Genomic DNA, 26,052 nt, shown 5'->3' on the forward strand with positions numbered 1-26,052 from the left:
CCTTTAAGAGTGTATTTGCCTGACTCATCCTTTTGTACCTTTAAATTAGACTCATTAAGTTCATATGATATATGCTCAGCGTAAATACTTTGAATATTTTTATTCACACCCTCCAGCTCCGCCGTATGCACTTTAAAGCTTTGATTATCAACAGTTAAAACATCACCCCTTTGAGCCTGCTCACCCACCAGCTGTAAATTTAAAGTGTAAGCGTCATTGTAGACCTTTTTTATTTTAGCATCAATTATATTATTCATAATTTACACCCTTTAGAAACATTTTATTTTTACAATTATATTTCCAAAAAAGCATCATCGGTTAATCTAATATATTTTTTACCTCTTATTTTTAGAAAAACGCAGCTGCGTGTTCCTAATCCACTTACCTGTTTTACTCCTTCAATCCTTTTTGATAAATTTATTTTTTTTGTTGGAGGATTAATGTAAACGTCATCTTGACATTCAAACATATCTGATAGAATAAATTTATTATCAAAAAAGAATAAACCGTATTCTTTAGCTATCAAACCAAATTCAAAGTTATTTCCATTAATCTGAAAATCCATAAAAGTAGTAATTACTTTACCATATTTAGTTTTACATAATGAAAATAGCGGTTTGTCTCTTGGGATCCCATCTGACATCGGAGGTAAAAGAACAGTAAAAAAAATACCTTGTTCTAAAGTAAGAATTTTTATAGATGTTTCTTCCAATATAGTTTCATCCGATAATGATAAGCCTTCCTGACTCTCTACTCCATGGGAGCATGTTATATTGAAGCTGGGAAAATCTTTGTATTTCATCTCATAACACGCTTTTAATCCTGTCCCTGTCACTCCTACTTGAGAAAGTCCGGCAGTATTTTTAATATTCTCAACATTTTTTTGAAAATTAACAGCGTTAGCATTAATATCATTAGTATTCATTGGCTCTAGCGTTATCTGCTTAAACTCAGGCTCTTCTATTTTAGCCTCATCAATGTCTAAAACCTCAATTTTAATTTGATTGCTTGACTCTTTTTTACTATTTTTTAATATTTGTCCATTCAAAGTCAATTCGTATTTATCCATAAACCCTCCTAAACACTTTCAAAATCAACAGTTACCACCTCATAAAATCTATACTTTTCCTTAGGCTTAAAATCAATTACTACCATTTCCCTCGCTGCATCTCCCTCAAGCTCCAGTGTACCTTGTCCTGTAAGCCATGATTTTAATTCATTTATCTTAGTAATCCTTTGAGCAACTGAGCCTCTTACTAAAATATCAATCTCACAAGGCACACTTTCAAAACCATCACAGCGTTTTATATCACCATGCCTACCGGGAATTTCAACCCTTATAAACTTCGGTTTTTCATAAAGCGGGTAAGTCACTATGTCAAAAATTAAATCATATTTTAAACTTGAAATCCCTTTAAATTTAAACTCCAACTAAGCCTCGCCCCCTCTTAGCTCTTTGCATTTCTTCTTTTATAGCCTTTTTAACCTGTTCAACAATTTTTGTTATATCATCATCATTTCTAACAGACGTGTTATTGATATTTATTGAAATGAACGTATCCCCGCTATGAATAAAATCTTTTAATTTGCTTAAAGGTAGTATAGCCTCTGCTCCGGCTTCACCCACACCATGAAAACCTTTAGCACCCGCAAAAATTGTAGGCGATGTAAAAATCCCCCCGTCTTTATGCCAATTGATATTAAATTTTGGTACACTTGGAGGATTTATTGAAAAGCCACCTGTAAAACTAAAGTGAGGTAATTTAATTTTAGGCAGCTTAATTTCAGGTAATTTCAAATTACCAAAGAAACCCTTAATTTTATCCAGTCCGTCAGATACAAGTTTTTTAGCATCTGAAATTTTATCCCTTATACTTTTCTTAGTATTTTCAAAAGCATTACCCGCCTTAGTTGCAATATCATTAAATTTAGATGTAGCATCATTTTTCATGTTAGTAATAAAGCCACCGACAGATTTTTGTATACTACCCCATTTTTCGGACGCTCCTGCCTTTAAGTTATCCCAACCATCACAAATACTTTTACCGGCACTATTCCAAGCACCCTTTATAAACTCTCCTGCCTGCGATGCCTTTTCTTTTATAGTATCCCAGTTTTTATAAAGAATTACACCTACAGCAACTAGACCACCAATGATAGCAATTGCTGCACCGATAGGCCCACTTAAAAAAGTTAAAGCACCTGCTAAAACTCCACTGGCACCACCGGCAGCAGAAAATCCGGCTATAACAGAACCGATTGCAGTTGAAATTGCTCCAATGGTTGTTATAAGACCGCCTAAAGCTAAAAGCACAGGACTGACCGCAGCAGTAATTAAAATAAATTTAGCAATAAAATCTTGAGTTTCCGGACTCAAATTAGAAAACCAATCAGCTAAACCCGATATAGCCTCTGATACTGATATAACTACCGGAAGTAAATCCTGACCTAATTTTATTCCAGCATTTTTCACATCATTTAAAGATTTTTTCATTTTTTGCCCGGGAGTATCATTCATTTTTTTAAAAGCATCATCTAATGCAGTTGTGTTGGTCTGCATATCTTGCATTGTGAGATTATATTTATTTAATCCGGTATCAGACGTGAGCATCAGCATAGCGTTTAACCCTTCAACAGAGCCAAACATCGTGGCAAAAGCTCCAACCTGTGAATCAGTAGCCCCCTCAAGACTTTTCATTTGAGCATCTATTTCTTTAAACGTTGAGTTTAAAGCTTTATACTCATCAGAGCCTTTTTTCCCTGCTTTTTCCAGCTCGCTCATTTGTGTAGTTACTTGTACTTGTTTATTAAATAATTCCACATAAGCGGGTGCGGCTTGCTCTAGCTTTGTTCTCATATCTCCTAGAAATCCCATCCAGCCTTTAGCCTTTATTGCTGAGGCTGAAAAATCTAAACCTAGAGCCTCCGCAGTTTCGGATGCTTCTTTTGTAGGTTTAATGACATTTGACATAGCAGCTTTAAGTCCGCTTACAGATTCTGATGTAGCTAAGCCTTGAGCTGTTGTTACAGCTAATGAAGAAAATAATTCATCAGTGCTTACACCCAAAGCAGCCGCTAAAGGTGTAATTTTACCTATAGAACCGGCAAGCTCTCCAAATGACGTTTTACCTTGATTTTGAGTAATAAGCATCTGATTAGCTATTTTTTCAGCCTCACTACTAGCCATACCATAAGAATTAAGCACTGTTGTTAAGCCGTTTACAGCAGTCTCTGCATCTGTAAATCCCCCTCTTGCAGCTTTCGTTGCTACACCCAAAAAATTTACAGCCTCTGCAGTATCAACAGACCCCGATATTGCCTGATACAGACCTTCATTCAAATCAGATGCTGATTGTCCAGTTTCCTTTGATAATGCTAAAACTCCGTCCTTTAAATCTTCTAAAGACGTGTTCGTAGTATCAGCGATAGTTTCTACCTTTGCAAAGCTGTCTTCAAAGTCAGTAGCCATCTTAACAGCTCCAACACTTACCCCGGCGGCAGCGGCAGATATCGGTTTCATTTTGTCGCCTGCCGATTTAAATTTCTCTCCTACACCGGTTGCTGAGTTTCCGAACTCTTCAAACTTGCTTTTTGACTTGTCCAGCTCTTTTTGTAAGTCCTTTAATTCTTTTGTGGTAGTTTCTATGTCCCTGTTTATAGCTCTGTAGTTATCAGCACCAATTTCGCCATTTTCAAATGCTTTTTTAGTTTCCTCTTGCTTTTGCTTTAAAAGGTCTAGTTTTTTTCTAGTTTGCTCTGTAGCATCACCCAGTACAGCTTGTTTTTGTGCTGCAAGCTCAACATTTTTAGGGTCCAGCTTTAAAGCCTCATTTATTTGCTTTAGTTCATTTTTTGTTTTGTCTGAAGATTTTCCAATTTCGTCCAAATCTTTATTTATTACATTTAACTTTGCACTATTTTGAGAAATATTAGAAAGCTCTTTACTAAAGCTTTTTAACTGATTTTCAGCAGTTATAATATCTCTAGTCAGTGCATCAAATTCCGATTGGCTTATATTGCCTTTTGCCAGTTGGTCTTGTGCTTGCTTATAAGCTATTTTAAGAGCATCAATTTTTTTCTTAGTATTTTGTATCTGCTCACCCAATACCCTTTGCTTTTGAGCTATCAAATCCGAGTTACCCGGATTAAATTTTAAAGATTTATTAATGCTTTTTAATTCATTATTTAAATCTCTACTAGTTTTATTTACACCCTTTAATGCCTTTTCAAGTTTTGTAGTATTACCGCCAATTTCAATAGTTATGCCCTTTATATTTCCAGCCACGTTTTACCTCCTTCCTTTAAAGCTTTTCAAAGAAAAAAGCACCCTTACGAGTGCTTAAAATCTATCCATATCAGCCTGCGTAGCAAGTCTGACAGTGTCTTTTTCTTTTTTCTCTTTATTTTCTAGATTATACATTTCGTTATAAGTTACAGCATAGTCTACAAGCTGTCCTATAGTAAGATTTTCAAAATCTTTAAGAGTTAAACCCCTTGCGATAGCTCCGGTCATAATTTCATCAGTACTTACACAGTAGTCTGTTCCAGTTTCGGAAACATCTTCATTAGCTTTTTTTTTGAAACAAAAGAATTTATGAAAATTGGTGCAAGCTCCTTGATGCTATCAATAATATCAAAATCTTCTATATCAGCAAAAAATAATTCAGGCTCTTTAATTTCACTATCATTAGCTTTTGCCATTGCCCAAATTATATTCATTATTTCTGTAATTTCCAAAGAATTTAGCTGTTCTACTATATCCGCCAAATTTTCTAAATCTAAATTGTCAAAAGTCATTTCATTTTTTTCAAATTTAGCATAAGGTGATATCCCTCTAATAATTTCAGATATTAGAGGGATTGCCTTTTGTACCAAATCATAACCAAACTGATTTTTAAAGATATAAGACAAATTGGCATTACTTGAAAATGTAATCTCTTTTTCTCCAAATTTCAATGTTTTTTTCATAATTCTATACCCCAGCTACAGGTGTTGGCATATAAGGAGAGGTCATAAAAGTGTCATATCCGGTTTTACCCTTTTCCAATTTTGCCTTGATTAATCCGTCTTTTAGCGTTGCCATAGCTTTAAGACTAAGCTTATCAGTCTTAGGCTCAATCTTTTCTTTTTTAGTTTCACCTTCAACGTCAGGCCTGCTGACAGAGCATTTATAAAGTATGTGTCTTACCTGATTTACATCTCCGTCTATTTCAAAAGCTATAGCAAAGTTTTTGGATTTAACCTCAGTTGATTCAACTATAGCTCCGTTTTTGTCTTTAATAAATCCAAGAATAGCAGTTTCAAATTCTTCAGGAATTTTAGCAATCTCTAAATCACCATCATAACCGTTGTTTGAGTATTCACCCCAGTAAACAACATCATCGGCATAAAATTCATTACTATCTCCGCTTGCTTTCATACTTAAGCTTACCGCTCCTTGTATTGGTATAGCTTTATCATATGTTATTTTTTCGCTTGTATCCTCAGTTATTGGGAATACATGAATATTTTTTAACCCATATTTAACCTTATTAGCCATAAAATTCTCCTTTTTTTTTAAATATAATATCTAATCAAAATAATATCTTCGTCTGAAATATAAATATCTGCGGACTTTTCCCAAGGAATTTCGTTAGCATCTAACAAATCCTCAATTTTACCTTCATTTTCAAAATCCTTAGCTTCAGAGTAAAGCTCAATATAATTTGAATTATTTTTTTTAAAAACTTTGTTATCTGCAAAAAAGTTATTGCTACCACTTTGCATAAAAACAATAAAAGGAAGCTTCGGCTTACTCTTAAATCTCCCATAAGCTACAGGCAACCCAAGACTTTTTAATAACTTGTTTAAATCAGAGTTTTTCAATTTCTTGTTTCACTTCCTTTTCAAAGTTTTTTATTGCTTTTTCCTCAGCTTGCTTTATATGTGGAAAAGCTCTAGTTCTGCCACCTTTTCTAGTAGCATGACCATTTTCCAGTAAATGTGTTAATCTATAGTTTTTATCATTGTGTACAATGTTTGAATAACTTACAGAATTTGAGTTCTTTTTTGAAGTCCATGTTTTAGCGTAGTTTCCGGACTTTTTTGGAGATGTACTTTTAAGCTCCTTTACAGTCCCTTTGGCAACCTTATCACTTTTAGTTTTTAAAACCCCCTTGACTTGACTCCCATATTTAACAAAAGCATTTTCAATTTCTTTTTCTAAATCAATCATCGCACACCTCTTAACGTTGCCTTTATTTCCAACAGTTCATTTTTAAAGCCTATGTTATCAACATTTTCAATATCATAAGCGTTACCGTCAAAAATAATTTGCATATCACTAGTAATATGCACTCCGGCTCTCACAATGAATTTAACAGTTTTTTTATCAGTTCTTTGCCTTGCAAGCTCATATTCACTGCCAAAAAGACTTTTTGCAGCTGCAAATAATTTATATTTATCCTTCCATGTCTCAGCTTCAATGCCGTTTTCGTCTTGTATAACAGTTTTTTCTTGAATTATAAAAGGAGTATCAAACACTCGATTAACATCATTAAATAGCTGTTGCTTATTTTTCATATGCTTTCACTCCTTCTTGAAATTGAAGCCTTAAAATTTCACTTTTAAAATTATCTTCAAAACATTCAAGTGCGTTATTATAAGCATAACGAATTCTATTTTTAAGCAATTCTTTTTGTTCCAAGTCTACATCAAAATCAATCTCAACACCCATCAGACTGTTAATCGCCTTTTTACTTTCTTCAATCATAGACGTCAGTTTTTTATCGATGTCAGCATCTTCCCATGTGATATTTAAATAGTTTTTTATTTCGTCCAGCATAATCTCACCCCTTTAAATTAAAAAGGGATAAGCAATTATGCTATCCCTTTTATTAATTCAATCACATCGTCTTTATTTTTTGCCTTTTTCAGCTCAGCATCTGATATACCTTTTTTTAACGCAAGAGCGTCAAGTTCCTTGCGAGACATACTGTCAAGGTCTACCTCATCATTTATCACCTCGACCCAATCCTTACCGCCTCTAGTGATTATTTCATTATATCTTTTTTCTGATACCTCAAAAACTTCGGTGTCAGTGCCCGGCTTTCTTAAAACATTCTCAAGGTAGTCATTAAATATTATTTTAGCTCTTACTTTCATAGCTTACCTCCTAAACTCCGGGTGTTTCAACTTCCAAAGCAGGAACATCTACACCTTTCACACCGGTGATATCTACTACAAAGAAAGCATCTTTATTTTTAGCCATGCCGTTGGCATACATCTTTGCAATGTAAAGTGTAGCATCTTCTATAGCTAAAGTTTCCTCATATTTGTCAATTCTCATGTTTCCGCTTACCATCAAGATATAGTTCTTAGGGTCTCCAACTATTAGCTTATCCTTAGGCACTGCATAAGATTGTATTATAGTTTCGCCGGTAGCAAGCTTATCATATATAAATTCTCCATTAGCATTTCTAATAACTAAGTTTGAGAATAATTTTGCCCAGTAAGTTTCAGGATTTACAATTATTGAAACGTTCGCACTGTCATTTTTAGATTTAGCAAGAGCAGCTCTTACACCAACTAGAGATTTAGCGTCTAGTGCTGTAAGGGCAATAGTTGGCTTGTCTTGATAAACACCATCTACAGCACCCGATAATTTTTTCATCATACCTATTGGCTGGTCTTTACCGGTACCTTGTACTATACCAAGCTCTAAAGTGTAGCTCATTATTTCAGTTATTAGAGTAATTACATACTCAGCGAGCCAGTTAGGGCCTAGTTCCAACATACCCTTACAGATAGGCACAAAGCCTGAAAGCTTAGAAGCTTGTATATTAACAACATTAAACCCTTCTAGTACCATTTGCTTGATGTCACTGCAAATTTGACCCCAAAAAGCAGTAGCAGTTGTTGATTTAGCATAGATAAATTGTGTTAAAATTTCAGTATTCATAGTGTCTATTTTTGCAAGCAACGGTCTTTGTTCCCTTAGCTTAGCAAAAACATCTTGAATTATAGTTTTTGGAAAAGCCAAATCAAGATTGGTAAACGTCTGTTTTTCAATAACAGCATTAAAATATTTCTTTTCCTCAGTTGTAAGAGGTCTTAGTATACCCCTTTGTACCAAAGCTTTTTCGTCTGCGTTATTTTCAGCCTGAATTTTCAAATAACTTTCCGCTTGAACCATTATACCTTTTTGTAATCCTTCAGTGTAGTTTTTAAAAGCCTCTTTTTGTGCATTTTCATCATCACCTTGTAAAGCATTAAAGAATTCATTTTTTAGAGTATCCATATCCTTTACCATATCCATATTTTCCATGTGTTTGTCTCCTTTAATTAAATTTTAAATTAGCAAAGTTTTTCATAAACCTAATACCATTTGTTATTTCTTGCTCTGTAACCTTTTTATTTTCAGGTTCTTTTTCGGTTTTTAATTCAATGATTTCGTCACATAAACCATTATTAAAGCAATCCTGAGCACTTAGCCATGTCTCACTATCTACCAAGCTATGAAGCTCCTTGGATGTGCCCTTAAATCGTTTTAGATACGTTTGCATAACTATTGAGTTATCTAATTTTTCCAAGGTGTCTGCAACTTCTCTTAAATCATTACAATTTCCATAACCGAAGGTACTGGCACGATGTATCATCATTACAGTATTTTTAGGCATTTTAATTGTTTTCCCGGCCATAGCGATAAGAGATGCACCGCTTGCAGCCAAACCATCAATAATTACAGTGATATCCTTATCTAAGGTGTTCAAGTAATTAAAAATAGCCACACTGGCAAACACGCTGCCACCATAGCTATTTATGTGTAGCTCAACGTTTTTAGTTTCAATTTCATCAAATAAATTTCTCACCCTTTCAGGAAAAATATACTCCCCATCTAAAGGCTCTCCACTCCACCAATCAAGCGGCTGTTCGTCTACAATATCACCATACATATAAACCTTTGTTATATCTTCATCTGTCTTTTTTGCCTCTAGCCTAAAATCAATTTTTTGTTTTTTCAAGATTTTCACCCCCTTTTTTAATTTCCTCTAAGGTTCCCAAGTTTTTAGTAAATAACCTAGTTTTGCCAAGTTCACCTCCAATTTCCTCCATATCAAGTAATTTTCTGTTATCATCAAGAGAATTCACTCCGTTTCTACTTAACAAATCAATAACCACAGCCATATCCTTTAGAGATATTTCCTTTATCCTTGATATATCAACCTTCATATAGCTTTTCTCAAGATATGCACTTTTACCATAAAGCTTGCGGTTTATCTCAGCTTCAATAATATCTTTAATCGGTTTAATACCAACCATTAGCGTATAATCTAAGCTATTATTTAAATCAGAAAAATCACCCTTCAAAAGCTTAGGCGAAAGCTGAAAAGCTATAGCGACATAATCAAACATATCATCAATCAAGCTTCTAATATCCCTTGAGTCCGAGCCATTTTTATAAGTCTGATTAGTTAAGTCATTATATTTTAATCCATTTGTAAGAGGCAATAACGCAGCATCCTCCGCCTTGAAAAAGGTTTTGAAATTTTCCTTCAGCAATTTGTCTAATTCCTCTTGAGCCTTTGGGGTTTGAGGATAATTGACTGGAATTTCTAACGTCCCACGTCTTGCGTTACTCCTTTTATAAGTATTTTTTGAATATTCAATTAATTTTCCGTAATCTTCAAAAAGCCCATTTATGACATCTGACATTTTCTTATTGTGTAAAGTCAAATAAAAAACCTCAGACTCTTTAAAAACCTTGTTCATACTCAAATCACCTATCATAATATTTGAATATGTACTTTCAGTAAAAGCTCTTTGAGTCCTTGTAAATTCATCTGCAATATAAAACATAGCCCCCTGTTGCAAAATCAAGCATTCATTTTTGTAAATTAAATTATAGATAACCTTTCTCCAAAAGGTGTTCGCATTTTGATTTATGTTAGGCTCAATATTTAGCAGATAAAAGTTTGAATTTTGAATTTCTTTGCCCTTTTCAAAGGTCTTAAACGTTGCAACTGAAAATATATTTGACATTAAATTTACAGCAGTTTCAACGGCTAAAGCCTTATAATTATATTTAGCCTCTAAAGTGCAATAGTTGTTTAAATCAAGCTTTCCGGTTTCCCTGTTAAAAATCGGAAATAAATTTAAAAACCAGCTAAAAAAACCCATAATTCACCACCTTTCAAAAATTAATAAGTGTAAACACCTAAATTCATAGTATTTCCCTCTACTCCATAATCTTGTAAGTCATCATCAATAAGTGAGTGAAGGAAACAAAAAAAGCCATCAGTTTTACGCTTGATAGGCTCAAGCTTTAAATATGTTACATTTCCTTTTTTATCAACCTCACGCTTAACATTCCATACAAACCAACGCATTAATTTATCATCCTCTAACACTAAGGTTTTATTAGCAAATAACACATCAATCGTTGGAGCCACCTTATTATGCGAGTAACTACCGCTCCTAACCTCTATAATTTCGGGCAGCCCTCGTTTTTGTAAAGCCTCTTTAATCGCTTGTATTCTAAAGCTATCTGCTTTTATTTTGCTAACATAGTAGCCTTGCTTAGCTTGCTCATCAAACCAATCAGCAATTAAATCCGCTGAAATAGTTGGATATTTATATGCAGGTACTATAGTTGCCCAGCCTTTTTTTACACATTCGTCAATATCAATATTAAACTTAGTAAGCTGTAAAGAGGTTTCATGTATAAAGGTATGCTGTCTAAAATATGTTTTGCCCTTATATTTCCATCTAAGACCTACACTTGCAAAGTCTCGCAGGTCAGCAAAGTCTATAGAACCTATACATTCAACGCCCTTTAGGTCTAACCATTCATGACCTTGACAAGCAAAAATCAAATCATCCCACGTACAAACAGTTTTAACCTTTGAAACATAAGGCAAATTCATTCTCTTAGTTATAAAAGCCTCTTTCATGCTCTCATTTTGTAGCATTTCATAGTATTGCGTTTCAATTTCCGTTTTTAAATCAGGACTGAAATCTATCCTCAAATTTGCTTTTTCCCAAAGATAAGGTTTACCAACTTCTTGGATAGTATCAAGCTTAGCTATTATCGGCAAAAAACCCTTATGCTCAATTTCACCGCACAATATCTGCCTTGCCCTTTGCTTGTAATCATCAAGCACACCGTCTCTTACCTCGCCGTCAGTAGTAATATAAATCCTTCTTGGATAAGCAACCTTACCAAGACCGCCGGTAAAAACCTTTATATTTTGATAATTTTCGTATGCGTGCACCTCATCAAAAATCACGCACCCCGGTCTACCCCCGTCCTTAGTGTTTGCATTGGAAGTCTTATATTTTATTTCAGATTTCGTCTTTTTACAACGTATCTTTTGCAAATTGTAATCATAAATCCTTTTTCCCTTTTCTCCCATATCGCTTATAACATCATAGCAATCCTGAAAAGAAGTCCTCGCCTGCTCCTCACTCATGGCCACAATATGTACGTGATATTTTTCCACCCCATAATTTGCCGAAGTCATAAAAAAAGCAAGCGACGATATAAAACCGTTCTTGCCCCAGCCCCTGCCGGCCATTATAAAAATCTGATTAAAAACAAGCCTTAGATTATCGCAATTATCGGCGTTTTTATCATCATCAAAACCGCCCTTATAAAAAAGACCGAAAATAAGGCTCGCATAAAATTTCTGGTCAGGCATAAGCTTAAAAAAATATTTTTCTGTAATTTTTACATACTCTTCAACAATCTCAGGCTTAAAAATCACATTATCACTGTCTAATATCGGCTTTATAAATTTAATCAATTGCTTTTGCTCATTGCAAGTGTAATATTTGCCCTTTTCTACACAATCTATCCACTCCTGTAAATATTCATGATATTTTTTACCCCTCATTTCAAACAACCCTTTTTATTTTTATAACTCATCGTCTATATCGCAGGATTTTATATCAGCACCACGCAAACCAAGCTCACTTAAAATCTTAAGCATTTGAGCATTAGTCTTGTTTAACTCCGCAATACTGTCATTTTTTTTGTATCCCTTTTGACCGCCACCGTTGTTGTATTCAACACTTACTCCCCTTTTTTCAATATCCTCTATCAGATTGTTTTTTATCTGCCACAAAGACACATAATCATCAACAAGAGATATATAAAATTTTTGAGTGGCACCCTTTATCGCTAATTGGGCGATTAAATCATCTTTGATAATACTCTTCTCGTCTTTGATAACACCTTTGTCAACTTTTCTCAACTTTCCCCAACTCTTTTCTTGACTTTCATTACGTTTTTCTCACTTTTATCAATTTTTCTTGACTTTCATTACGTTTTTCTCACTTTTATCAATTTTTCTTAACTTTTATTACGCTTTTGTCAACTTTTATTTTAGTTTTCTCATATTTTATAGTTATACAACCTCCTTTCATATCCCCCCATTATGCGAAAAAGCAATATTTCTCCACTCCAAGGCTACTGCCCCGTTCTCCTGCTTGATAGAAAAAATGATTTTTTTGTCTCCGGGGGTTGTTAATTTTTTATTCAAATTTTTCTTTGTGTATTTCAATTTTTTGTTTATCTTTTCTGTATTTCGATATTCTTTCTGCTTTTTCAGGATGCAGCTTGTTATGACAAATACTGCAAACGCTTATTAAGTTATTGTCAGTCAGTGCAAGCTGCGGGAATTTGTCGTAATGCTTTTTGTGATGTACTGTTGTGGCTTTTGAGTATCTGCCTTTGTGCTTGCACAGTTGGCACTCGAAGTTGTCTCTTTGTAATATTTCTTTTCTCTTGTCTTTCCAAGATTTGGTTTTATAAAATTTCTTGTTGTATTTTTTTAAATAATCCATTTGTATCACCGCTGAAAAGTCAAACACTATTTTAAATTATTTACTATCTCTTGCTCTCTTTGACTGAGCTTGAAAATATAAGCTTCAAGTTCTTCAAGTTCTTCAAGTTCTTCAAGTTCTTCAAGTTCTTCAAGTTCTTCAAGTTCTTCAAGTTCTTCAAGTTCTTCAAGTTCTTTTTGTTTACTTTTAGATATCAAAAAACCACCTCCATATATACCTTTTTTATATTTTCTTTGTTCATCCAACGTTCTTATAAAATGGCACTCGTCTTCTTTTAGCGTGAATTCTCGACCTTTGTTTATTGTCTTTTTTAGCCTGCTAGCCGTTATAATGTCTTTTGGGTATGTATATTTTGGTAATGCCTTTTTATCAGTCTTTTTTTGCGCGTCCTTTATTATTTTTTTTAATTCGCATGAAGTTCTAATCAAGTATTTATCTAAATTAGTAATAAAGGAAGTTTTGACATTTGCTCCATTTTCATATATTATCTCAGAATCTGTTATTATATATTTTTTACCTTTTGTATTTGATGAAAATATTGTCAAAGCTGGGGCAAATAAAAAGAACTTAATATTATTTTTTATATAAAAATCGCATATCTTGGAAAGTATACTGAAAGGCGGGTTATCTATTACAACACAGTTTTCCGAGTAGTCATAATTTTCATAATCTCCACCTGGATAAAAAGGTCTTATTATTTTTTTATCTTGCAGTTTGTATTCTTTTACAACCCAATCTTTTATAGCTTCATACATTTTTGGTGGCGTATAACAATCATCTGTCGTCTTTTTAGGTTTGAATTTTTCTACAAACCCATCATAATCTTCAAATTTTTCTTTTTTTATATTTGTAATCATATTTTTCTCCAACAAAAAAGCACTCCCAAATATTGGAAATGCTTATAAAAAAATTAAAAATATTAAAAAAAACTGTTGACTTTTACGCACCGTAATGATATAATTATATCATCGAAAGGAGGTGAACAAGTGTTAGAGATAATAATAACAGTAGCTAACCTAGTAACAGCGATAATCAATTTGACCACTGCTTACCTGCTGTACAAGTCAGCTACCAAAGGGGAAAAATAATTCCCCTCCCTCGTATGAGGGTTAAGCATATTATACCTCTAACATAAATATTATGCAACTGCTAATACTTATAATATCATTATCAGCTTTAGTACTCGGCATAGCAGCTTTTATTAAAGTAAGAAAGGCTAAGTAACTCATGGATACTAAACAAATCAAGCTTGTACCTAAAAAAGCCGGTAACGGCTATGTGTCAAGCTATACAGTCAACATCTCGGTAACAGAAGCTATGGAATTAGGATTTATCAACGAAGATAAGACTATAAACAAAATAGAAAAGGTTATTACCGGTGACAGCTTGATAATTAGAAAAGCCCCAATTTAAGGGGCTTTTCTTTTATATATGAAAGAAGATATTCCGTTACTGCATATTTTCACACTATCATTATATATCATAAAGTTTTCTCCGGTGTTGCAAGTTTTATAATGACTTTTTGTAATTTAGTTATGTCTTTTATTATCAATTCCGCATTTATCGCAAGGTATGCAATAAATATTTACATTTTGATTTCCTCTACCTTTTCCTATTCTGATATTGCCCTGTTTTGCACTAATTCAGATTTTGTCATATTAAAGAAAACCTCCCAGCTAATTTATAAATAAATTTAGTTTTATATCTGCTGTATGTCGTTCTGTCAGCATCCATTGGATAAGGTTTCCCAAACTGTATATTATCCCATATTCCGCTTCTATATTCTGCCGGTATCTCAAGTAAAGTTTTATCAATTATGTCAATTTCTGTCAAGTATTTTTCTCTTTTTATTACCTTGCTTGCAACTTTATCGCTTATGCCACCGTCTTTTGGAAGTCCATCATAAGAGAATGTGCGTTCTTCTAAAATATCATCAGCCAGACGTTTTAACCTATAATAATCTCTTACCTTCCACAAGGTTATGTGGTATACCTGTCTTGGTAAGATATATTTAGTTCCTTTTATTCTTTGATAATCCCTCAAAACACAATCCCACCCTTAATTTAATACCTCTATTGTCTTATTGTCTTTGATGTTTTTCGTCCCAAGCTCTAAACTTAATTTTTTTCATTTTCCGCCTCAGATATTTTTCATTAGCCATTTAACATCTTTTGCCCATTTATCAGCGTTTGGCGGGCAATATATCCTTGCAATGTCATCTATGCTTTTGCCCTTGTAAAGCTCATTATTTAAAAGCTTTGCAAGATATTGCAATGATTCTTTCTTGCTGTTAAAAGCTCTGTAGCCACCTTTGCCCGTTATACCGAAATAGTTGTAACTGTTTGACAAGCATTTGCCGTAGCCGCTTTCAAGAGCACCTATAGCATAAATCGCTTTATAGTTTATTTTTTCGTTTTGCTCAATCATGTACAAAGTGTAAGCCATATCAGAAAGATAAGTGTCTTTTACTTGCCTGTAAATTTCGTTTTCGCTCATGTTTGATATTTCATAAAAACTCTCACTTGCTTGCACCGGTGATATTTGTAAAAATATAACCAAACAAGTGGCAGCAATGATTTTAAACATTATTCACCTCAATTAATTCTATCTCCACTCTCGGATTTTGCTTGTCGTAAAGCACTCTTGAACCGTCGTGACTTGCAACGATGCTGCAATTGTCGTCGTCAATTACACCCGCCTTTACCAAAATATCGCAGGTAGCCTCAAGCAAATTGACAAGGTCCACCCTGCCTCTTGTAGGCATATAATACACACAGCACATATTGCAAGGCGTGTTCAGCTTCAGCCTTTTATCGCCGGTTATTTGTCTTAGGCAGTCTTTTTGATAAAGCTCAAACTGTTTTGACGGCAATACTTTTGTGTAATTGCCGCATCTTACCACTCTGGAGCTGTTTTTCTTAGTGATTGGTCTGCCGTAAAGCGTCAAATTAATCATAGTCTTTACCTCGCAAATCATTTATTGACATTTGGGCTTTATTGATGTCTTTTAGATAAATTTCTCCGCACATATCCTCTAAGGCCTTGTCTTGGCAAGGCAATTTGCCTAAAGTCTGATTTTTTTGTTGCAAGGTTGAGCAAACCTTGAAATCAAACATTGGACTTTTGCACATCCTGCCGGTTACTTCGTCTACTTGTTCAAATGTTTCAACGGTCAATTTTAGAGTAATATCCCCTTTTTCAAAGTTTTCATTTACCAATTTTTCTGCAAGCTGCTTTATGTGTTTGTCTAAATCTATTAACATTTCCCCAAACAATTCGTGGTTTTCTAAGCTTAATTTTTCCATGATTTACCCCTTTTCAAATATTTAGTTGTTTTGAAATAAAACCCTTTCAAGCTCCTGCTCGCTGATATCAGTCTCGTTGTAGCTAAGCCTTTGTTTTTGTGCACGATTTGCCCGTACATTTTGACTCGGCTTATTTTCTTTAACCTCATAAAGCTGAGGATATCCCGCAATGGTAGAGTATTTAAGGCTCTCAATCCTTGATTTATCATCTTTAAACTCTAAAAGCCTTTTAAATACTTCTGATAAAGATGTCTTAGTCAACTCGTTGCCTTTTTCCTTACGCATTTGAGCATAGTTAAATAAAGCTGTTTTAAGCTCTTGGTTGTTAGTATAGTTAGATATACTGTCTTGGATTTCTTGTATTAAATTTTCATGGTTCAGGTTCTCGCGCGCACGCGCGTTAATAATATAATTATTATTAGTTTTAGTTATGTTATTTAATGGTCGCATATCTGTTGCATAATCGTTGCAAACTGTGTCGCATATCTGTTGCATGACCGTTACATTTTGCGTCGCATTTTGCGTCGCATTTTGCAACGCATTTTGCGTCGCATTTTGCGTCGCATGACTTGAATTTGATATATCTATAAGCTTGTATTTGCAAGCTTTGTTGCCATTTCCCAGCTTAAAATCTATCAATCCTTGTTGTTTTAATATATTTCTGTTTCTAACTATTGTACTTTTATTTAGCCCTGTCATTAATTCAATCGTTTGATTTGCTACTGTAAACCACTCTATCCAAGCACATCTATTGTTTATGAATGCTAAAGCATTCCATAAAGCAATTTGTCCTGTAGATAACGGATTTAGGAGCTGCGAATCGTAAAACGCACTGATTAATTTAAAATAGTTCATGATTAGTCACCTCTTAGCAAATAACTACGCTTTCACCTGTAGCTTTTGCTATCTCTTTTTTTATAACGACTTCGTCACAATTGCTATTAGATAAATGAAGTACGTATATTTTTTTTAGCTTTCTTAAGTCATTAGCCTTTAAAAAACCTAAAGCTGTCTCTAAACTCATATGATTGTTTACAATCCTGTTTCTTAAATTCATGTCCAAAATTTTATCCTTAACATTTTTATCAATAATTGATTTGATGTAGTTGCATTCAATCATAAGATGTGTAACGTCATTAACTTTATAAGGGCTGTATGCTGTATCTGTCATAAAAAGCAGCCTTTGCCCATAAGAGTCAGTAATTATAAAGTTAATAGGTTCCTTAGTGTCATGTATGCTTAAAATTGGTTTTAAATGTGTGTTTTTTATTATTTCATCAACATATATAAAATTACCGTTATGATTAAAAATTTTTGTCCTATGATGCTTTAATACACCCAGCTCTTGTGCTGTGCCTAAACTCATATAACAATCAATGCCGGCTTTTAATAAGTCTTTGACTGACCTAGCATGGTCTTTGTGACTATGAGATATCAGACAAGCGTCTATATCACTTACTTTATAATTTAGCTTTCTTTGTATTTCTTTATAACTGATACCACACTCAATTAAGAGCGTGATATCCGGCGTCTTTAACAAATAACAATTGCCTCGGCTTCCGCTTGCTAAAATTTCAATGTTCATGTAACACCTCTAAAAAGGAGCTTCTATATCGTCATCTGCTGCATCTATAGCTTCTATATCAATTACATTTTTATTATCTATCTTTTCTATGTCTATAACCTCTTTGTTTGCGTTTTGATTTATTTGTTGTTGCAGTTCATCGTCATTTTCTTTTGCTATAGCTTCTTGCATTTGTGTACTTAAAACGCCGTATTTACTTAGTAATAACCTTAATACAGTCTTTGTAGCCATTGCCGAAAAGTCGCTTTGCCAAGGTCCGTTTTTAAATGCCTTTGAAAACCTTTGAGCGTGCGTTGTCATTTCTTGTTTGCTCATATACAAACACTTTTCAAAACCATTTGTCAGCTTAAAGTATGCGAAATATCCTGTCTCATTGTCATTTTTTTTATCGCCTAATATTTCAACGGTACCTGCAAGTCTATTTTCTTTTACCTCTTCACCCTCATACACAGCGCCCGCATTTATATGCTTGTATTGACCGGTACGCATTGCTAACTGTATATATCCCTTGTAGCCTATTTGAAATTGCGGTGCTTTACCATAAGGCACAATATACGCAAAGCCGAGCCCCTTATTTATAGGTAGATTAAGCGTTGCCGCTTTTAAAGCTTCCATGGCTACATCTTTTGGTTCGCACTTTTGTAGATAGCCATCTGAGTTGTAAAGGTCTATCAAAGACGAGATAAAAGCTCCTGCATTCATCTTGAGTGCCTGCTCAAACATTTGATTTATCCCTTTGTTTGCCAGCAGGTTTTTCATTTGATTTATAGGCGTTACCTGTGTGGCTGTTTGTTGCATTTGGTTGTTCATATTATTTACCTCCATTTCTTATATCATCATTCAAAAACTGCTCTTTTTTTGTAATTAACATATTTTTAGCTCCTTTTCTTTGCTCACTTGCAATTTAATCATTTGCGTGTTCATCTTTTTTATATCATTTATGCTTTCTGCATTGTCCACAAATACAGGTACATATTTATCAAGCTTTGTGCTAATTGTTTTTATTATGTCAAGACCTGCATTTATCTTGCCGGCCGAGTTTAAATCGCTGTACGGTACACTGTCTATAGTAGCTTCGCAAGTAGGAATAAGACCTCCGTTTATCTGCTCGTCAAACAGCTTGAATTTTACCGTGTCAAACATTGAGTTGATTTTATCTGTAACTGCATCAGCATAGGCTTTTTCGTAAAGCTCCACTATATATAGATACTTTTGTGCTTCTTCGTAAGTTTTGGCAAGCTCCTTTTCTTCCAGCTCATATTTTTCTATCTGCTGTTTTATGTCCTGATTTATCTTTTGACTTGCCAATTGCTGGTTTATCTCATCCAGCTTTTGTTGTAGCTCCAGCTTTTTCTTTTCGTTTTCTTCGTCAGAGCTTGCTCCTATGTCTGAAAGTTCTTTTTTTACCTTGTCTATTTCTCTTTGCACGTCCGCTGTCTTACTTGACGTGTCAGCAGGCTTTATTTGGCTTTTTTCATCCTTTAAGGTATCATATATCATTTTTAGCTTTTCTTCTTGTTGTAGAGCGTTTTGCAAGGTCATTTTTAAGCTTTCTATTTCACTTGAGCTTTTATTTTTTACTTTTATTAGTTCTTGGCTCTGACTTTCTATATGTTCAAGTTCTTCAGATTTTTTCTCATTAAACTCTTCAATTATTTTTTGTATCTGTTCATTAGGTAGCGTTTGCTTGCAAGTAGGGCATATATTATCACCGCTATATTTTTTCTTTTTAATTTCAACCCACTGTGAGCGCTTTTCTAGAAGCTTTTTTTCTACTGCATCTACTTCTTCTTGGTGCTTTTTTATGTCATATTCGGCTTGTTTTTTGATTTTTTCTGTTTTGTCTATTTCTGATATCATATTTGATAGTTTTTCGTCGATATCTGTTATTTTTTGTCTGTAGTCTTTTTGTGCATTTATGTCTATTTGTGATTTTTGCATTTCAAGCTGTGCAAGCTCACCTGTAAGCTGTCTTATCCTTTGTGCTGTAAGGTTTGTAGGCTCAAGCTCACCTGTTGTGACCTTGAGAGAGCCTAATGTTATATTTTTTTGCATTTCAAGCTCATCAAAGTTGTACTGTCTTATCTGCTTTTGTATTTCGTCAATTCTTATTGGTATTTCTTTTAGTTTTTCGTTTGCTTTTTTTGCTTGAGATTTGTATTTTGCTTTTATCTCGTCTATTGTGTATTTGTCAAGCTCCAGCCTTTCAAAGTCTTTATTTTCATTGCTTATGTCCAACTTGTCACTAATTTCGACAAGTTCGGTTAACAATTTCCTTTTTTCCTCTTTTTTTAGTACCTCGTTGAAGTAAAAAGGATTGCTAAGTAGCTTAAACTCATCTTCTGTTATGATAGAGCCTATTCTGTCTTGATACTCTTTTTTCTTGATTGGTACGTCATTGATATAGTAATCTGTTGCATGACCGGTAAAATCTGCCTTTGTCTGTCCTCGTTTTTTAGTCCATATTTCCTTGTATACCTTTTTGAAGGTGTAATTTACCTCGTCTATTTCAAATACACCCTCTACACTGTGCTCAATGTTCGGTATGGCTTTGCCGTCAGCTCCTATGGTCTTTATCTCAAAGTCAGATCTGTTTTGACTGTCCTTGTCCCATAGCAAATAACTGTATGCATCAAATATAGTGGTCTTGCCTGTAGCGTTGTCGCCTGATATAGTAGTATCATACTTAAAATCTATATTTTTATTTTTTATGCCTTTAAAATTGGTTAATTCAAGGCTTTTAAGCTCTATTTTCAAATGTTCCTCCTGTTATATTTGACATTTTTCAAATTATAGGATATACTCTAAATGACCTCTCTAAATGTGATATTTAGAGTATATCTAGCTTCATTGGAGCTTTTGCAGTCTTATGCAAGAGCTCTTTTCTTTTTTTTCATCGCATCTGACCTCAATAGCATCAGTAATACATAAAACCTCATATTGCCCCCTAGTTATCTTCCTGCCGTCTTCTAACAGCAGGCAGCCATCACGATTAAGCATAACCTCTTTTTTGTAGAGTTTATATTTAATAGACTCTATACAGATGACATCGCCCGCCTTAATATCTTTAAAATTCTTAATAAGTAGCCACCCCCTTATTTAAAAAGTCCCCGAATATAAATCCCCTAAACAATTATATAAATCTTGCATCAAACACTTAAACTCCTCGTCCTCTTTACTATCCACTTCTACGTCCCTTTGAGACTCCAGCCAATCCTCCGTTGCTATAACAAGTGCATTCAGTTCATCTTTAGACAAAGATACCTTTACAGCCTCCACCTTCATTAGAACCCCCCCCATTTTTACATTTTCTTTAAACACTGACTCATAACATACCTGTTAAACTCCTCATTATTTTTGATAAAGTTGTCCTTAAGCCTTTTTTTCCTCTTTAAGCTTTTCATAAATTTAAATAATCTCATCATTACCCCTCACCTTTAATTAACATTTTCATTTCTATTACTCAAATACATAGCATATTCAGCCGAATACAACATATATTTTGATAAAATACCGTTCAATTTCTCGATTTCATCGTCCTTTTGCTGTATGATAAGCTCCAGCCTTTTTCTTTCAAAGGGCGAGAGTCGATACAAGCCCATATATCGCTAGTTCTACAACTATATCTAACGCTGTTCTTTGGTCGCTGTATCTACAATTGGGTTTAGTGTGTATTCTTGGATCTTTATCTTCCCAATCTAAAATACTTACACATTCCTTGCTTAAAAAAATCATTTTGCACCCTCTAGCTACGCATAAGTAATAACAATCATTTTTCCCATATTCGCCTTTACACTTTTTAAAGCCGTAATCTTTGTATGTTTCTATTGGTTTTGTTGGCTTAATCATCAGTTACACCTCTTGTTCATATGTTGCAATAACATTTAACAACCCTTGTACGATATCTGCTGCCACTTCCTCTACTAAATTGTGTTTATCAACTACGTTCGTAATATTAAACACGGTCCCTTCCTTTAAGTATTGTTTCGAAACTTCATTTACTGACTTTAATATTCCTTCCTCTAGTTCCTCTTTGTTATCTACAACCCAATCTGATATATCTTGTTGAATATCTTCTATTGCTTTTGTGTATACAAACTTTGCGTCCTCTAGGTCTAGTGTTTTATCTGTGAATGAAACGTGTGAAGTTGTTTTGTTTATTCTATTTTCTCCTATGGCGACATATTTAATCGTTTCGCTTACATAGTCTATATTTGCTATCGCTCCTGCTCTGATTTCTTCTCCTGTGTTGGTGTTAATTATTTTAAATTCTGGTAATATCATTTGCCTTTGCCCCTTTCTTTTTCGTATCCGTCTTTTATTTTTAGAAGCGGTAATTTAATTAGCGTTTTCTAATTTCTCCATTATTTGCAGGTTTGGTACTTTCTTTGTGTCGCTCTGTTCCATTTTTCATCTCTTTATAGATCACTTTCTTTTACAAAAATTCCGTTTACCATTTTTCCTTTCCTGTCTTTTATTTCGTTGTATGCTTCTGTTATACAGTCTTCGATATTTAAGTTAAATTGCATAGACAGAATCGTTAATACCACGTAGGTGTCGCCTATGCTGTCTATTATCTGTTCTTTCTTGTCTTTATTTATTCCGTTCGCTAATTCTCCTAATTCTTCTATCAACTTAACCATTTGGGCTTTAGGATCCGCCTTGTCAAGTTCTCTATCTTTCGCCCATTGTTTTATTAAAGCTGTTATATCTTCTTTTTCTTTTTCTTTTTCTTCATCTGTAGATACCGAAATATCCGATTTCAGATTGCAAAGCGGGCGGACGTCGCTGCCATAGCACGCGCAGTCCCAGCCCAAGGTACCGTCGGTACCGACGTAGAGGACGTAGTACGAATGAGACGATAAACAACTATAAGGGGTTAAGGCCCACCAGCAATCCGTAGCGTTTGGTATCAGTTCCCTATATTTTCTGTATTCGTCGCAGGTTATTAAGCTTATTAAGTCTTCCACTTCTCCGTAGTCTTTCATTCCGTCGTCGGAAGTTAGATCCCTACTAAATTTAATTAGATCTTCTTCCTTTGCTCCGTTTTCTAATAAAGTTTCGTAGAAGTCTTCATTTAGATAGTTTCTTAATGTTGCTTTGCTCCAATTATTTTCTTTATCTTCATTAAATGGCAGCTCTTTTAAAACGTCTTTAAGTATTACTAAAGTAGCTCCGTTTTCCGCTGCAAGCTTTACCCATTCAAAGCCTGCATACTTAAATACTTGTCCTGCTCTAACCTCTTCTAATTTCATTGTTTTTTATTCCTTTCTTTTATTATTTCTCCTATTCTTGACAGCATATATTCTTTTTCCGCTTCCGTTAGTTTTATTTCTGTTTCTTCTACCGTGTAGCTACAATCCGCGTACTTTTCGTTATACTCTCTAACAAAATTCTTTATGAAGGCCAACCCTACTGTGCTTATTTCGTAGTCTTCGTATGCGTCCGGGTGTTCTTCCAATCTCTGTGTTATATCCGTTTCGTCTATATCTATAGTATGTTTTGTAGTTGCGTAAATCTTTGGTAGTCTGTAATGTTTAAGCTCTTCTAAATTCATTTCCCAAGCTAAATCATCTATAAAATCATCTATATTTTGAAATAATGTATCATTGACCCACATCATATTATTAGTTTTCTTGTACTCTTCAAGTGTGTATGTTTGCTTATCCATAGAAGCTCCTTTCTTATATTTTTATATTTAGGCTATCTTTTTATTTACAGCCAAATTCCCTTGTACTTCTGCCGTCTTTTCTGTGATTGATATTACTTTTACTTCTGCCCCTGCTGCCTTTCCTGCAAGCTCATAGAGTTTTTTTAGAAACTTTTTTGCGTCCATTTTCTTTCGCCTTTCCTTTTCCGCATTTAATGCACATTGTTATATCCTTACTTCTTTTGGCTGCTAATAGGTTTTGTGCGCTTGTCCCTCTGATAAGCTTCCCCTTCTTAAATTCGTGCTTACAGGTCGCTTGGTGAAATTCTCCTTTTATTGACACTTCTAAAATTTCTCCGTCTGTAGCGAATAATATTTTTTTAAATTTGCTCATTTTCAGTTTTAATTCCTTTCAAAATATGAGCTATTACGCCTACCGTCCACCCATTGCCAAGCATTTTGTACCTTTGACTATCACTTATAGGCTTTGCGTCTATTTCTGCGTTTGTGTAGTCGTCCGGTAGTGTTTGTAGTCTTTCGCATTCGATAGGTGTTAATTTCCTTATATATCCTTCCACCAATACTCCGTGTTTGTCCTGGGCTGTAAGTGTATAAAACTTCTGCCCCTCATTGAATCGCTGTCCGTTTTGCCTTTTGTTTACTCTATCCGGTGTTATACAACCGAATAAGTAAAGCCCTGTTTTTGCACCTCTTCCGCCCGCTTGCCCGCATAGTGTAACGGCTTTATCGTGAATGTAATAAATCCTGTTGCCTTGGCTGTCGGTTTTGAAATATCCCACCTTGCCTTTTTCTACTTCTTTTTCAAGGATCTTTAATGTTTTGTCGAATGGTACTATATATTCTTCTAAACACTCATAAATAAAATTGCCGTTCCAACTCATTATTTGCCTTGCTGTCATTGTGATAGCTTTTTCTGGGCTTACTGCTACATAGCTTTTATCTATGTAGTATTGGGCTTTTCTTTTGAACCACTTGCACCAAGTTTCACTAACTGCGAAATCAATATCTGCCTTTTCGTGTACTATATCTTTAAGCATTATTCCTTTATCTTCTGGCTGTTTTATGTTTGGAATGTTGGTCCAATAAAGCCTTTTTCTATTTTGTGCCGATACTAAGTTAGAATTTATTTCTATTGGCTCTACTCCTAAATGTTCGCTAATAATGTTTTGAAATTCCTTTTTCATTCTTACGTTTTCAAGTAAAAATAGAACATTCGGGTTCTTTTCTCTTATTTTCTTTAAGATCTCTACGTATTCAAAAAATAATTTGCTTCTTGGGTCTTCAAAGTTAAGTTGTTTTCCTGCTATTGAAAATCCTTGGCAAGGGCTGCCGCCTAAAAGTAAATCAATTTTGCCGAAATCTATATCCCATTCTTGATAATCTTCTACATTGCCAAGATGAATAATATCCGGGTAATTCTTTTTAGATACTGCTATAGCGTATTTGTCAATTTCGCTTGCGTAGTATTTGTTAATTGGAAGACCTGCCCTTTGCGCTGCAAGCCTTCCTGCACTCGTTCCATCAAATAGACTTAATATATTCATTCTTTCAACCCTCTAAGGCTTACGCTTTTTTAACATTTGCTAAGCTTGCATTATCTCCTACAGCCTCCACATCATTCAGATACATAGCGTATTCAGCTGAATAAGCCATGAACTTCGACAATATCGTCCTTAGCCTCCCAATCTCGGCCTGCTTTTGCTGTATGATAAGCTCCAGCCTTTTTCTTTCAAAAGGCGAAAGCGGATTAACATCATTATCGCCCCTAAACCTCAACAGCTCCTCCCTTGACACCCTCACACCGGAAAGATTATCGACCCTTTTTAGCTTGCCATCGGCAATATATCTTCTGACCGTAACCTCGCTTATATGAAGCTCTTCAGCAAGCTCCTTGACAGTATAAAGAACACCCGACATATCATCACCCGCTTTTTTATAATTATTTTTCTCCTACTATTCAACCATTACCAACCCATGCATCACCAACTGACAAACAATATCTAATGCTGTTCTTATATCTCTATATCTACAATTTGGTTGTGCGTGTATTCTTGGGTCGGTTTCTTCCCAAGGTATGATTTCTAAAAGTTCTTTACTTAAAAATATCATTTTGCAACCTCTAGCTACGCATAAGTAATAACAGCCGTGCTTACCGTATTCCCCCTTGCACTTCTTAAATCCGTAGTCTTCGTATGTTTCTATTGGCTTTGTTGGTTTAATCATTTCTACACCTCTTGTTCATAAGTTGAAATAACATTTAATATTCCTTGTATAATATCTTCTGTAATCTGTGTAACTAACTCATCTTTGTCTACTTCGTCCGTAATATCAAATGTTATTCCGCTTTCTGTGTATTGGTTTAGTGTTTTGTTTGTCGCTTTTAATATGCTTTCTTCTATCTCTTCTTTATTGTTTGTAACCCAATTTGAAATATCTTCTTGAAGATCGCTTGTAGCTTTTGTATATATGAAGCTTGCGTCTTCAAGGTCCATCTCTCCTTCTTCGTCGAATTTTGAATATTTTATAATTTGGTTGGTATAATCAATTATTTTTATTTCCTGTGATTCGTATTCTTCGCCTGTAAAATTGTTAATTATCCTAAATTCTGGTAATATCACTTGACCTTGCCCCTTTCTTTTGTATCAATCTTTTATTTTTAAAAGCGG

Annotated in this window: 39 protein-coding genes; 1 reads left to right on the plus strand and 38 read right to left on the minus strand. The window is 34.4% G+C overall.

All coding sequences use genetic code 11. The features are described from left to right. The 19 genes from BBG48_RS08440 to BBG48_RS08525 all read right to left on the minus strand — a co-directional run. Positions 1–257 (minus strand): hypothetical protein (locus BBG48_RS08440; RefSeq protein WP_147292842.1); only part of this gene is annotated, 257 nt, incomplete at its 3' end. 35 nt (positions 258–292) lie between these two features. Continuing rightward, positions 293–1,069 (minus strand): hypothetical protein, encoded by a 777-nt coding sequence (locus tag BBG48_RS08445; RefSeq protein WP_068914020.1) that lies wholly within the window; start codon positions 1,067–1,069, stop codon positions 293–295. An 8-nt stretch (positions 1,070–1,077) separates the two neighbouring features. Then, positions 1,078–1,431, minus strand: a complete 354-nt coding sequence (locus BBG48_RS08450; protein WP_068914019.1) for a hypothetical protein — start codon at positions 1,429–1,431, stop codon at positions 1,078–1,080. Beyond that, complete coding sequence (locus tag BBG48_RS08455; RefSeq protein ID WP_068914018.1) at positions 1,421–4,285, minus strand: phage tail tape measure protein; 2,865 nt, start codon at positions 4,283–4,285, stop codon at positions 1,421–1,423. Before BBG48_RS08455 ends, BBG48_RS08450 begins: the two co-directional genes overlap by 11 nt. A gap of 54 nt (positions 4,286–4,339) precedes the next feature. After that, on the minus strand, positions 4,340–4,513 hold the full coding sequence (locus BBG48_RS11155) for a hypothetical protein (RefSeq protein ID WP_199560400.1): 174 nt from the start codon (positions 4,511–4,513) through the stop codon (positions 4,340–4,342). Between the two features lie 14 nt (positions 4,514–4,527). Continuing rightward, entirely contained in the window at positions 4,528–4,968 is a 441-nt protein-coding gene (locus BBG48_RS08460; protein ID WP_068914017.1) for a phage tail assembly chaperone, read from the minus strand. Between the two features lie 4 nt (positions 4,969–4,972). Then, positions 4,973–5,539 carry a major tail protein gene (locus BBG48_RS08465; protein WP_068914016.1) on the minus strand — a complete coding sequence of 189 codons (567 nt, stop codon included), beginning with the start codon at positions 5,537–5,539 and terminating at the stop codon, positions 4,973–4,975. Positions 5,540–5,556: 17 nt separating this feature from the next. Beyond that, positions 5,557–5,865 carry a hypothetical protein gene (locus BBG48_RS08470; RefSeq protein WP_068914015.1) on the minus strand — a complete coding sequence of 103 codons (309 nt, stop codon included), beginning with the start codon at positions 5,863–5,865 and terminating at the stop codon, positions 5,557–5,559. Then, the gene (locus tag BBG48_RS08475; RefSeq protein WP_068914014.1) at positions 5,852–6,214 is read right to left on the minus strand and encodes an HK97 gp10 family phage protein; all 363 of its coding nucleotides are present in this window, start codon (positions 6,212–6,214) and stop codon (positions 5,852–5,854) included. Before BBG48_RS08475 ends, BBG48_RS08470 begins: the two co-directional genes overlap by 14 nt. Next, entirely contained in the window at positions 6,211–6,561 is a 351-nt protein-coding gene (locus tag BBG48_RS08480; protein ID WP_068914013.1) for a phage head closure protein, read from the minus strand. The genes BBG48_RS08475 and BBG48_RS08480 overlap by 4 nt, the downstream gene beginning before the upstream one ends. Further along, entirely contained in the window at positions 6,551–6,823 is a 273-nt protein-coding gene (locus BBG48_RS08485) for a hypothetical protein (RefSeq protein ID WP_068914012.1), read from the minus strand. Before BBG48_RS08485 ends, BBG48_RS08480 begins: the two co-directional genes overlap by 11 nt. Before the next feature lie 35 nt (positions 6,824–6,858). Then, on the minus strand, positions 6,859–7,143 hold the full coding sequence (locus tag BBG48_RS08490; protein ID WP_068914011.1) for a hypothetical protein: 285 nt from the start codon (positions 7,141–7,143) through the stop codon (positions 6,859–6,861). A 10-nt stretch (positions 7,144–7,153) separates the two neighbouring features. Continuing rightward, positions 7,154–8,305 (minus strand): phage major capsid protein, encoded by a 1,152-nt coding sequence (locus BBG48_RS08495; RefSeq protein WP_094754497.1) that lies wholly within the window; start codon positions 8,303–8,305, stop codon positions 7,154–7,156. Between the two features lie 13 nt (positions 8,306–8,318). After that, positions 8,319–9,002 carry a head maturation protease, ClpP-related gene (locus tag BBG48_RS08500; RefSeq protein ID WP_068914010.1) on the minus strand — a complete coding sequence of 228 codons (684 nt, stop codon included), beginning with the start codon at positions 9,000–9,002 and terminating at the stop codon, positions 8,319–8,321. Next, positions 8,983–10,158 (minus strand): phage portal protein, encoded by a 1,176-nt coding sequence (locus tag BBG48_RS08505; protein WP_068914009.1) that lies wholly within the window; start codon positions 10,156–10,158, stop codon positions 8,983–8,985. The genes BBG48_RS08500 and BBG48_RS08505 overlap by 20 nt, the downstream gene beginning before the upstream one ends. 20 nt (positions 10,159–10,178) lie before the next feature. Beyond that, positions 10,179–11,873, minus strand: coding sequence for a terminase TerL endonuclease subunit (locus BBG48_RS08510; RefSeq protein WP_068914008.1), 1,695 nt, complete (start codon positions 11,871–11,873; stop codon positions 10,179–10,181). A gap of 21 nt (positions 11,874–11,894) precedes the next feature. Beyond that, on the minus strand, positions 11,895–12,233 hold the full coding sequence (locus BBG48_RS08515; protein ID WP_094754496.1) for a P27 family phage terminase small subunit: 339 nt from the start codon (positions 12,231–12,233) through the stop codon (positions 11,895–11,897). A gap of 280 nt (positions 12,234–12,513) precedes the next feature. Next, positions 12,514–12,825: an HNH endonuclease gene (locus BBG48_RS08520; RefSeq protein WP_068914007.1), complete on the minus strand. Its 312-nt coding sequence runs from the start codon at positions 12,823–12,825 to the stop codon at positions 12,514–12,516. Positions 12,826–12,851: 26 nt separating this feature from the next. Next, entirely contained in the window at positions 12,852–13,682 is an 831-nt protein-coding gene (locus BBG48_RS08525; RefSeq protein ID WP_199560401.1) for a hypothetical protein, read from the minus strand. A 370-nt stretch (positions 13,683–14,052) separates the two neighbouring features. Here BBG48_RS08525 and BBG48_RS08530 point away from each other — a divergent pair, with 370 nt between their 5' ends. Further along, entirely contained in the window at positions 14,053–14,238 is a 186-nt protein-coding gene (locus BBG48_RS08530; protein ID WP_068914005.1) for a hypothetical protein, read from the plus strand. A gap of 240 nt (positions 14,239–14,478) precedes the next feature. On the opposite strand, the gene BBG48_RS08535 is transcribed toward BBG48_RS08530, so the two are convergent. The 19 genes from BBG48_RS08535 to BBG48_RS08620 all read right to left on the minus strand — a co-directional run bounded on the left by BBG48_RS08535 (position 14,479) and on the right by BBG48_RS08620 (position 26,004). Continuing rightward, the gene (locus BBG48_RS08535) at positions 14,479–14,868 is read right to left on the minus strand and encodes a hypothetical protein (RefSeq protein WP_068914004.1); all 390 of its coding nucleotides are present in this window, start codon (positions 14,866–14,868) and stop codon (positions 14,479–14,481) included. A 96-nt stretch (positions 14,869–14,964) separates the two neighbouring features. Next, on the minus strand, positions 14,965–15,411 hold the full coding sequence (locus tag BBG48_RS08540; RefSeq protein ID WP_068914003.1) for a glucosaminidase domain-containing protein: 447 nt from the start codon (positions 15,409–15,411) through the stop codon (positions 14,965–14,967). After that, positions 15,404–15,781, minus strand: a complete 378-nt coding sequence (locus BBG48_RS08545) for a RusA family crossover junction endodeoxyribonuclease (protein ID WP_068914002.1) — start codon at positions 15,779–15,781, stop codon at positions 15,404–15,406. The genes BBG48_RS08540 and BBG48_RS08545 overlap by 8 nt, the downstream gene beginning before the upstream one ends. Beyond that, the gene (locus BBG48_RS08550; RefSeq protein WP_068914001.1) at positions 15,774–16,130 is read right to left on the minus strand and encodes a hypothetical protein; all 357 of its coding nucleotides are present in this window, start codon (positions 16,128–16,130) and stop codon (positions 15,774–15,776) included. The genes BBG48_RS08545 and BBG48_RS08550 overlap by 8 nt, the downstream gene beginning before the upstream one ends. A gap of 21 nt (positions 16,131–16,151) precedes the next feature. Beyond that, positions 16,152–16,985 carry a hypothetical protein gene (locus BBG48_RS08555; RefSeq protein WP_068914000.1) on the minus strand — a complete coding sequence of 278 codons (834 nt, stop codon included), beginning with the start codon at positions 16,983–16,985 and terminating at the stop codon, positions 16,152–16,154. Between the two features lie 13 nt (positions 16,986–16,998). Next, positions 16,999–17,715 carry an MBL fold metallo-hydrolase gene (locus BBG48_RS08560; protein WP_068913999.1) on the minus strand — a complete coding sequence of 239 codons (717 nt, stop codon included), beginning with the start codon at positions 17,713–17,715 and terminating at the stop codon, positions 16,999–17,001. A 9-nt stretch (positions 17,716–17,724) separates the two neighbouring features. Next, positions 17,725–18,525 carry a recombinase RecT gene (locus BBG48_RS08565; protein ID WP_068913998.1) on the minus strand — a complete coding sequence of 267 codons (801 nt, stop codon included), beginning with the start codon at positions 18,523–18,525 and terminating at the stop codon, positions 17,725–17,727. 54 nt (positions 18,526–18,579) lie between these two features. Then, the gene (locus tag BBG48_RS08570; RefSeq protein WP_068913997.1) at positions 18,580–20,472 is read right to left on the minus strand and encodes an AAA family ATPase; all 1,893 of its coding nucleotides are present in this window, start codon (positions 20,470–20,472) and stop codon (positions 18,580–18,582) included. Positions 20,473–20,562: 90 nt separating this feature from the next. Further along, on the minus strand, positions 20,563–20,715 hold the full coding sequence (locus BBG48_RS11020; protein ID WP_158527922.1) for a hypothetical protein: 153 nt from the start codon (positions 20,713–20,715) through the stop codon (positions 20,563–20,565). Between the two features lie 99 nt (positions 20,716–20,814). Continuing rightward, positions 20,815–21,000 carry a hypothetical protein gene (locus BBG48_RS08575; RefSeq protein WP_147292843.1) on the minus strand — a complete coding sequence of 62 codons (186 nt, stop codon included), beginning with the start codon at positions 20,998–21,000 and terminating at the stop codon, positions 20,815–20,817. A gap of 288 nt (positions 21,001–21,288) precedes the next feature. After that, positions 21,289–21,564 carry a hypothetical protein gene (locus BBG48_RS08580; RefSeq protein ID WP_068913995.1) on the minus strand — a complete coding sequence of 92 codons (276 nt, stop codon included), beginning with the start codon at positions 21,562–21,564 and terminating at the stop codon, positions 21,289–21,291. 3 nt (positions 21,565–21,567) lie between these two features. Next, positions 21,568–21,999: a hypothetical protein gene (locus BBG48_RS08585; protein ID WP_068913994.1), complete on the minus strand. Its 432-nt coding sequence runs from the start codon at positions 21,997–21,999 to the stop codon at positions 21,568–21,570. A 134-nt stretch (positions 22,000–22,133) separates the two neighbouring features. Next, entirely contained in the window at positions 22,134–22,970 is an 837-nt protein-coding gene (locus BBG48_RS11315; RefSeq protein WP_243446773.1) for a MazG nucleotide pyrophosphohydrolase domain-containing protein, read from the minus strand. Beyond that, a complete protein-coding gene (locus BBG48_RS08595) occupies positions 22,967–23,386 on the minus strand; it encodes a hypothetical protein (RefSeq protein WP_068913993.1) in 420 nt (139 codons plus the stop codon). Before BBG48_RS08595 ends, BBG48_RS11315 begins: the two co-directional genes overlap by 4 nt. A 27-nt stretch (positions 23,387–23,413) precedes the next feature. Continuing rightward, positions 23,414–23,551 (minus strand): hypothetical protein, encoded by a 138-nt coding sequence (locus tag BBG48_RS11025; RefSeq protein WP_158527923.1) that lies wholly within the window; start codon positions 23,549–23,551, stop codon positions 23,414–23,416. A 194-nt stretch (positions 23,552–23,745) separates the two neighbouring features. Continuing rightward, positions 23,746–24,930 carry a DNA (cytosine-5-)-methyltransferase gene (gene dcm, locus BBG48_RS08605; protein WP_068913991.1) on the minus strand — a complete coding sequence of 395 codons (1,185 nt, stop codon included), beginning with the start codon at positions 24,928–24,930 and terminating at the stop codon, positions 23,746–23,748. Between the two features lie 19 nt (positions 24,931–24,949). Beyond that, complete coding sequence (locus tag BBG48_RS08610) at positions 24,950–25,303, minus strand: helix-turn-helix domain-containing protein (protein ID WP_068913990.1); 354 nt, start codon at positions 25,301–25,303, stop codon at positions 24,950–24,952. Positions 25,304–25,339: 36 nt separating this feature from the next. Next, a complete protein-coding gene (locus tag BBG48_RS08615) occupies positions 25,340–25,609 on the minus strand; it encodes a hypothetical protein (protein WP_068913989.1) in 270 nt (89 codons plus the stop codon). A gap of 2 nt (positions 25,610–25,611) precedes the next feature. Then, positions 25,612–26,004, minus strand: a complete 393-nt coding sequence (locus BBG48_RS08620; protein WP_068913988.1) for a hypothetical protein — start codon at positions 26,002–26,004, stop codon at positions 25,612–25,614. Positions 26,005–26,052 lie beyond the last annotated feature (48 nt).

Origin of the sequence: Criibacterium bergeronii (assembly GCF_001693775.2) — a bacterium.
GTDB lineage: Bacteria > Bacillota > Clostridia > Peptostreptococcales > Filifactoraceae > Peptoanaerobacter > Peptoanaerobacter bergeronii.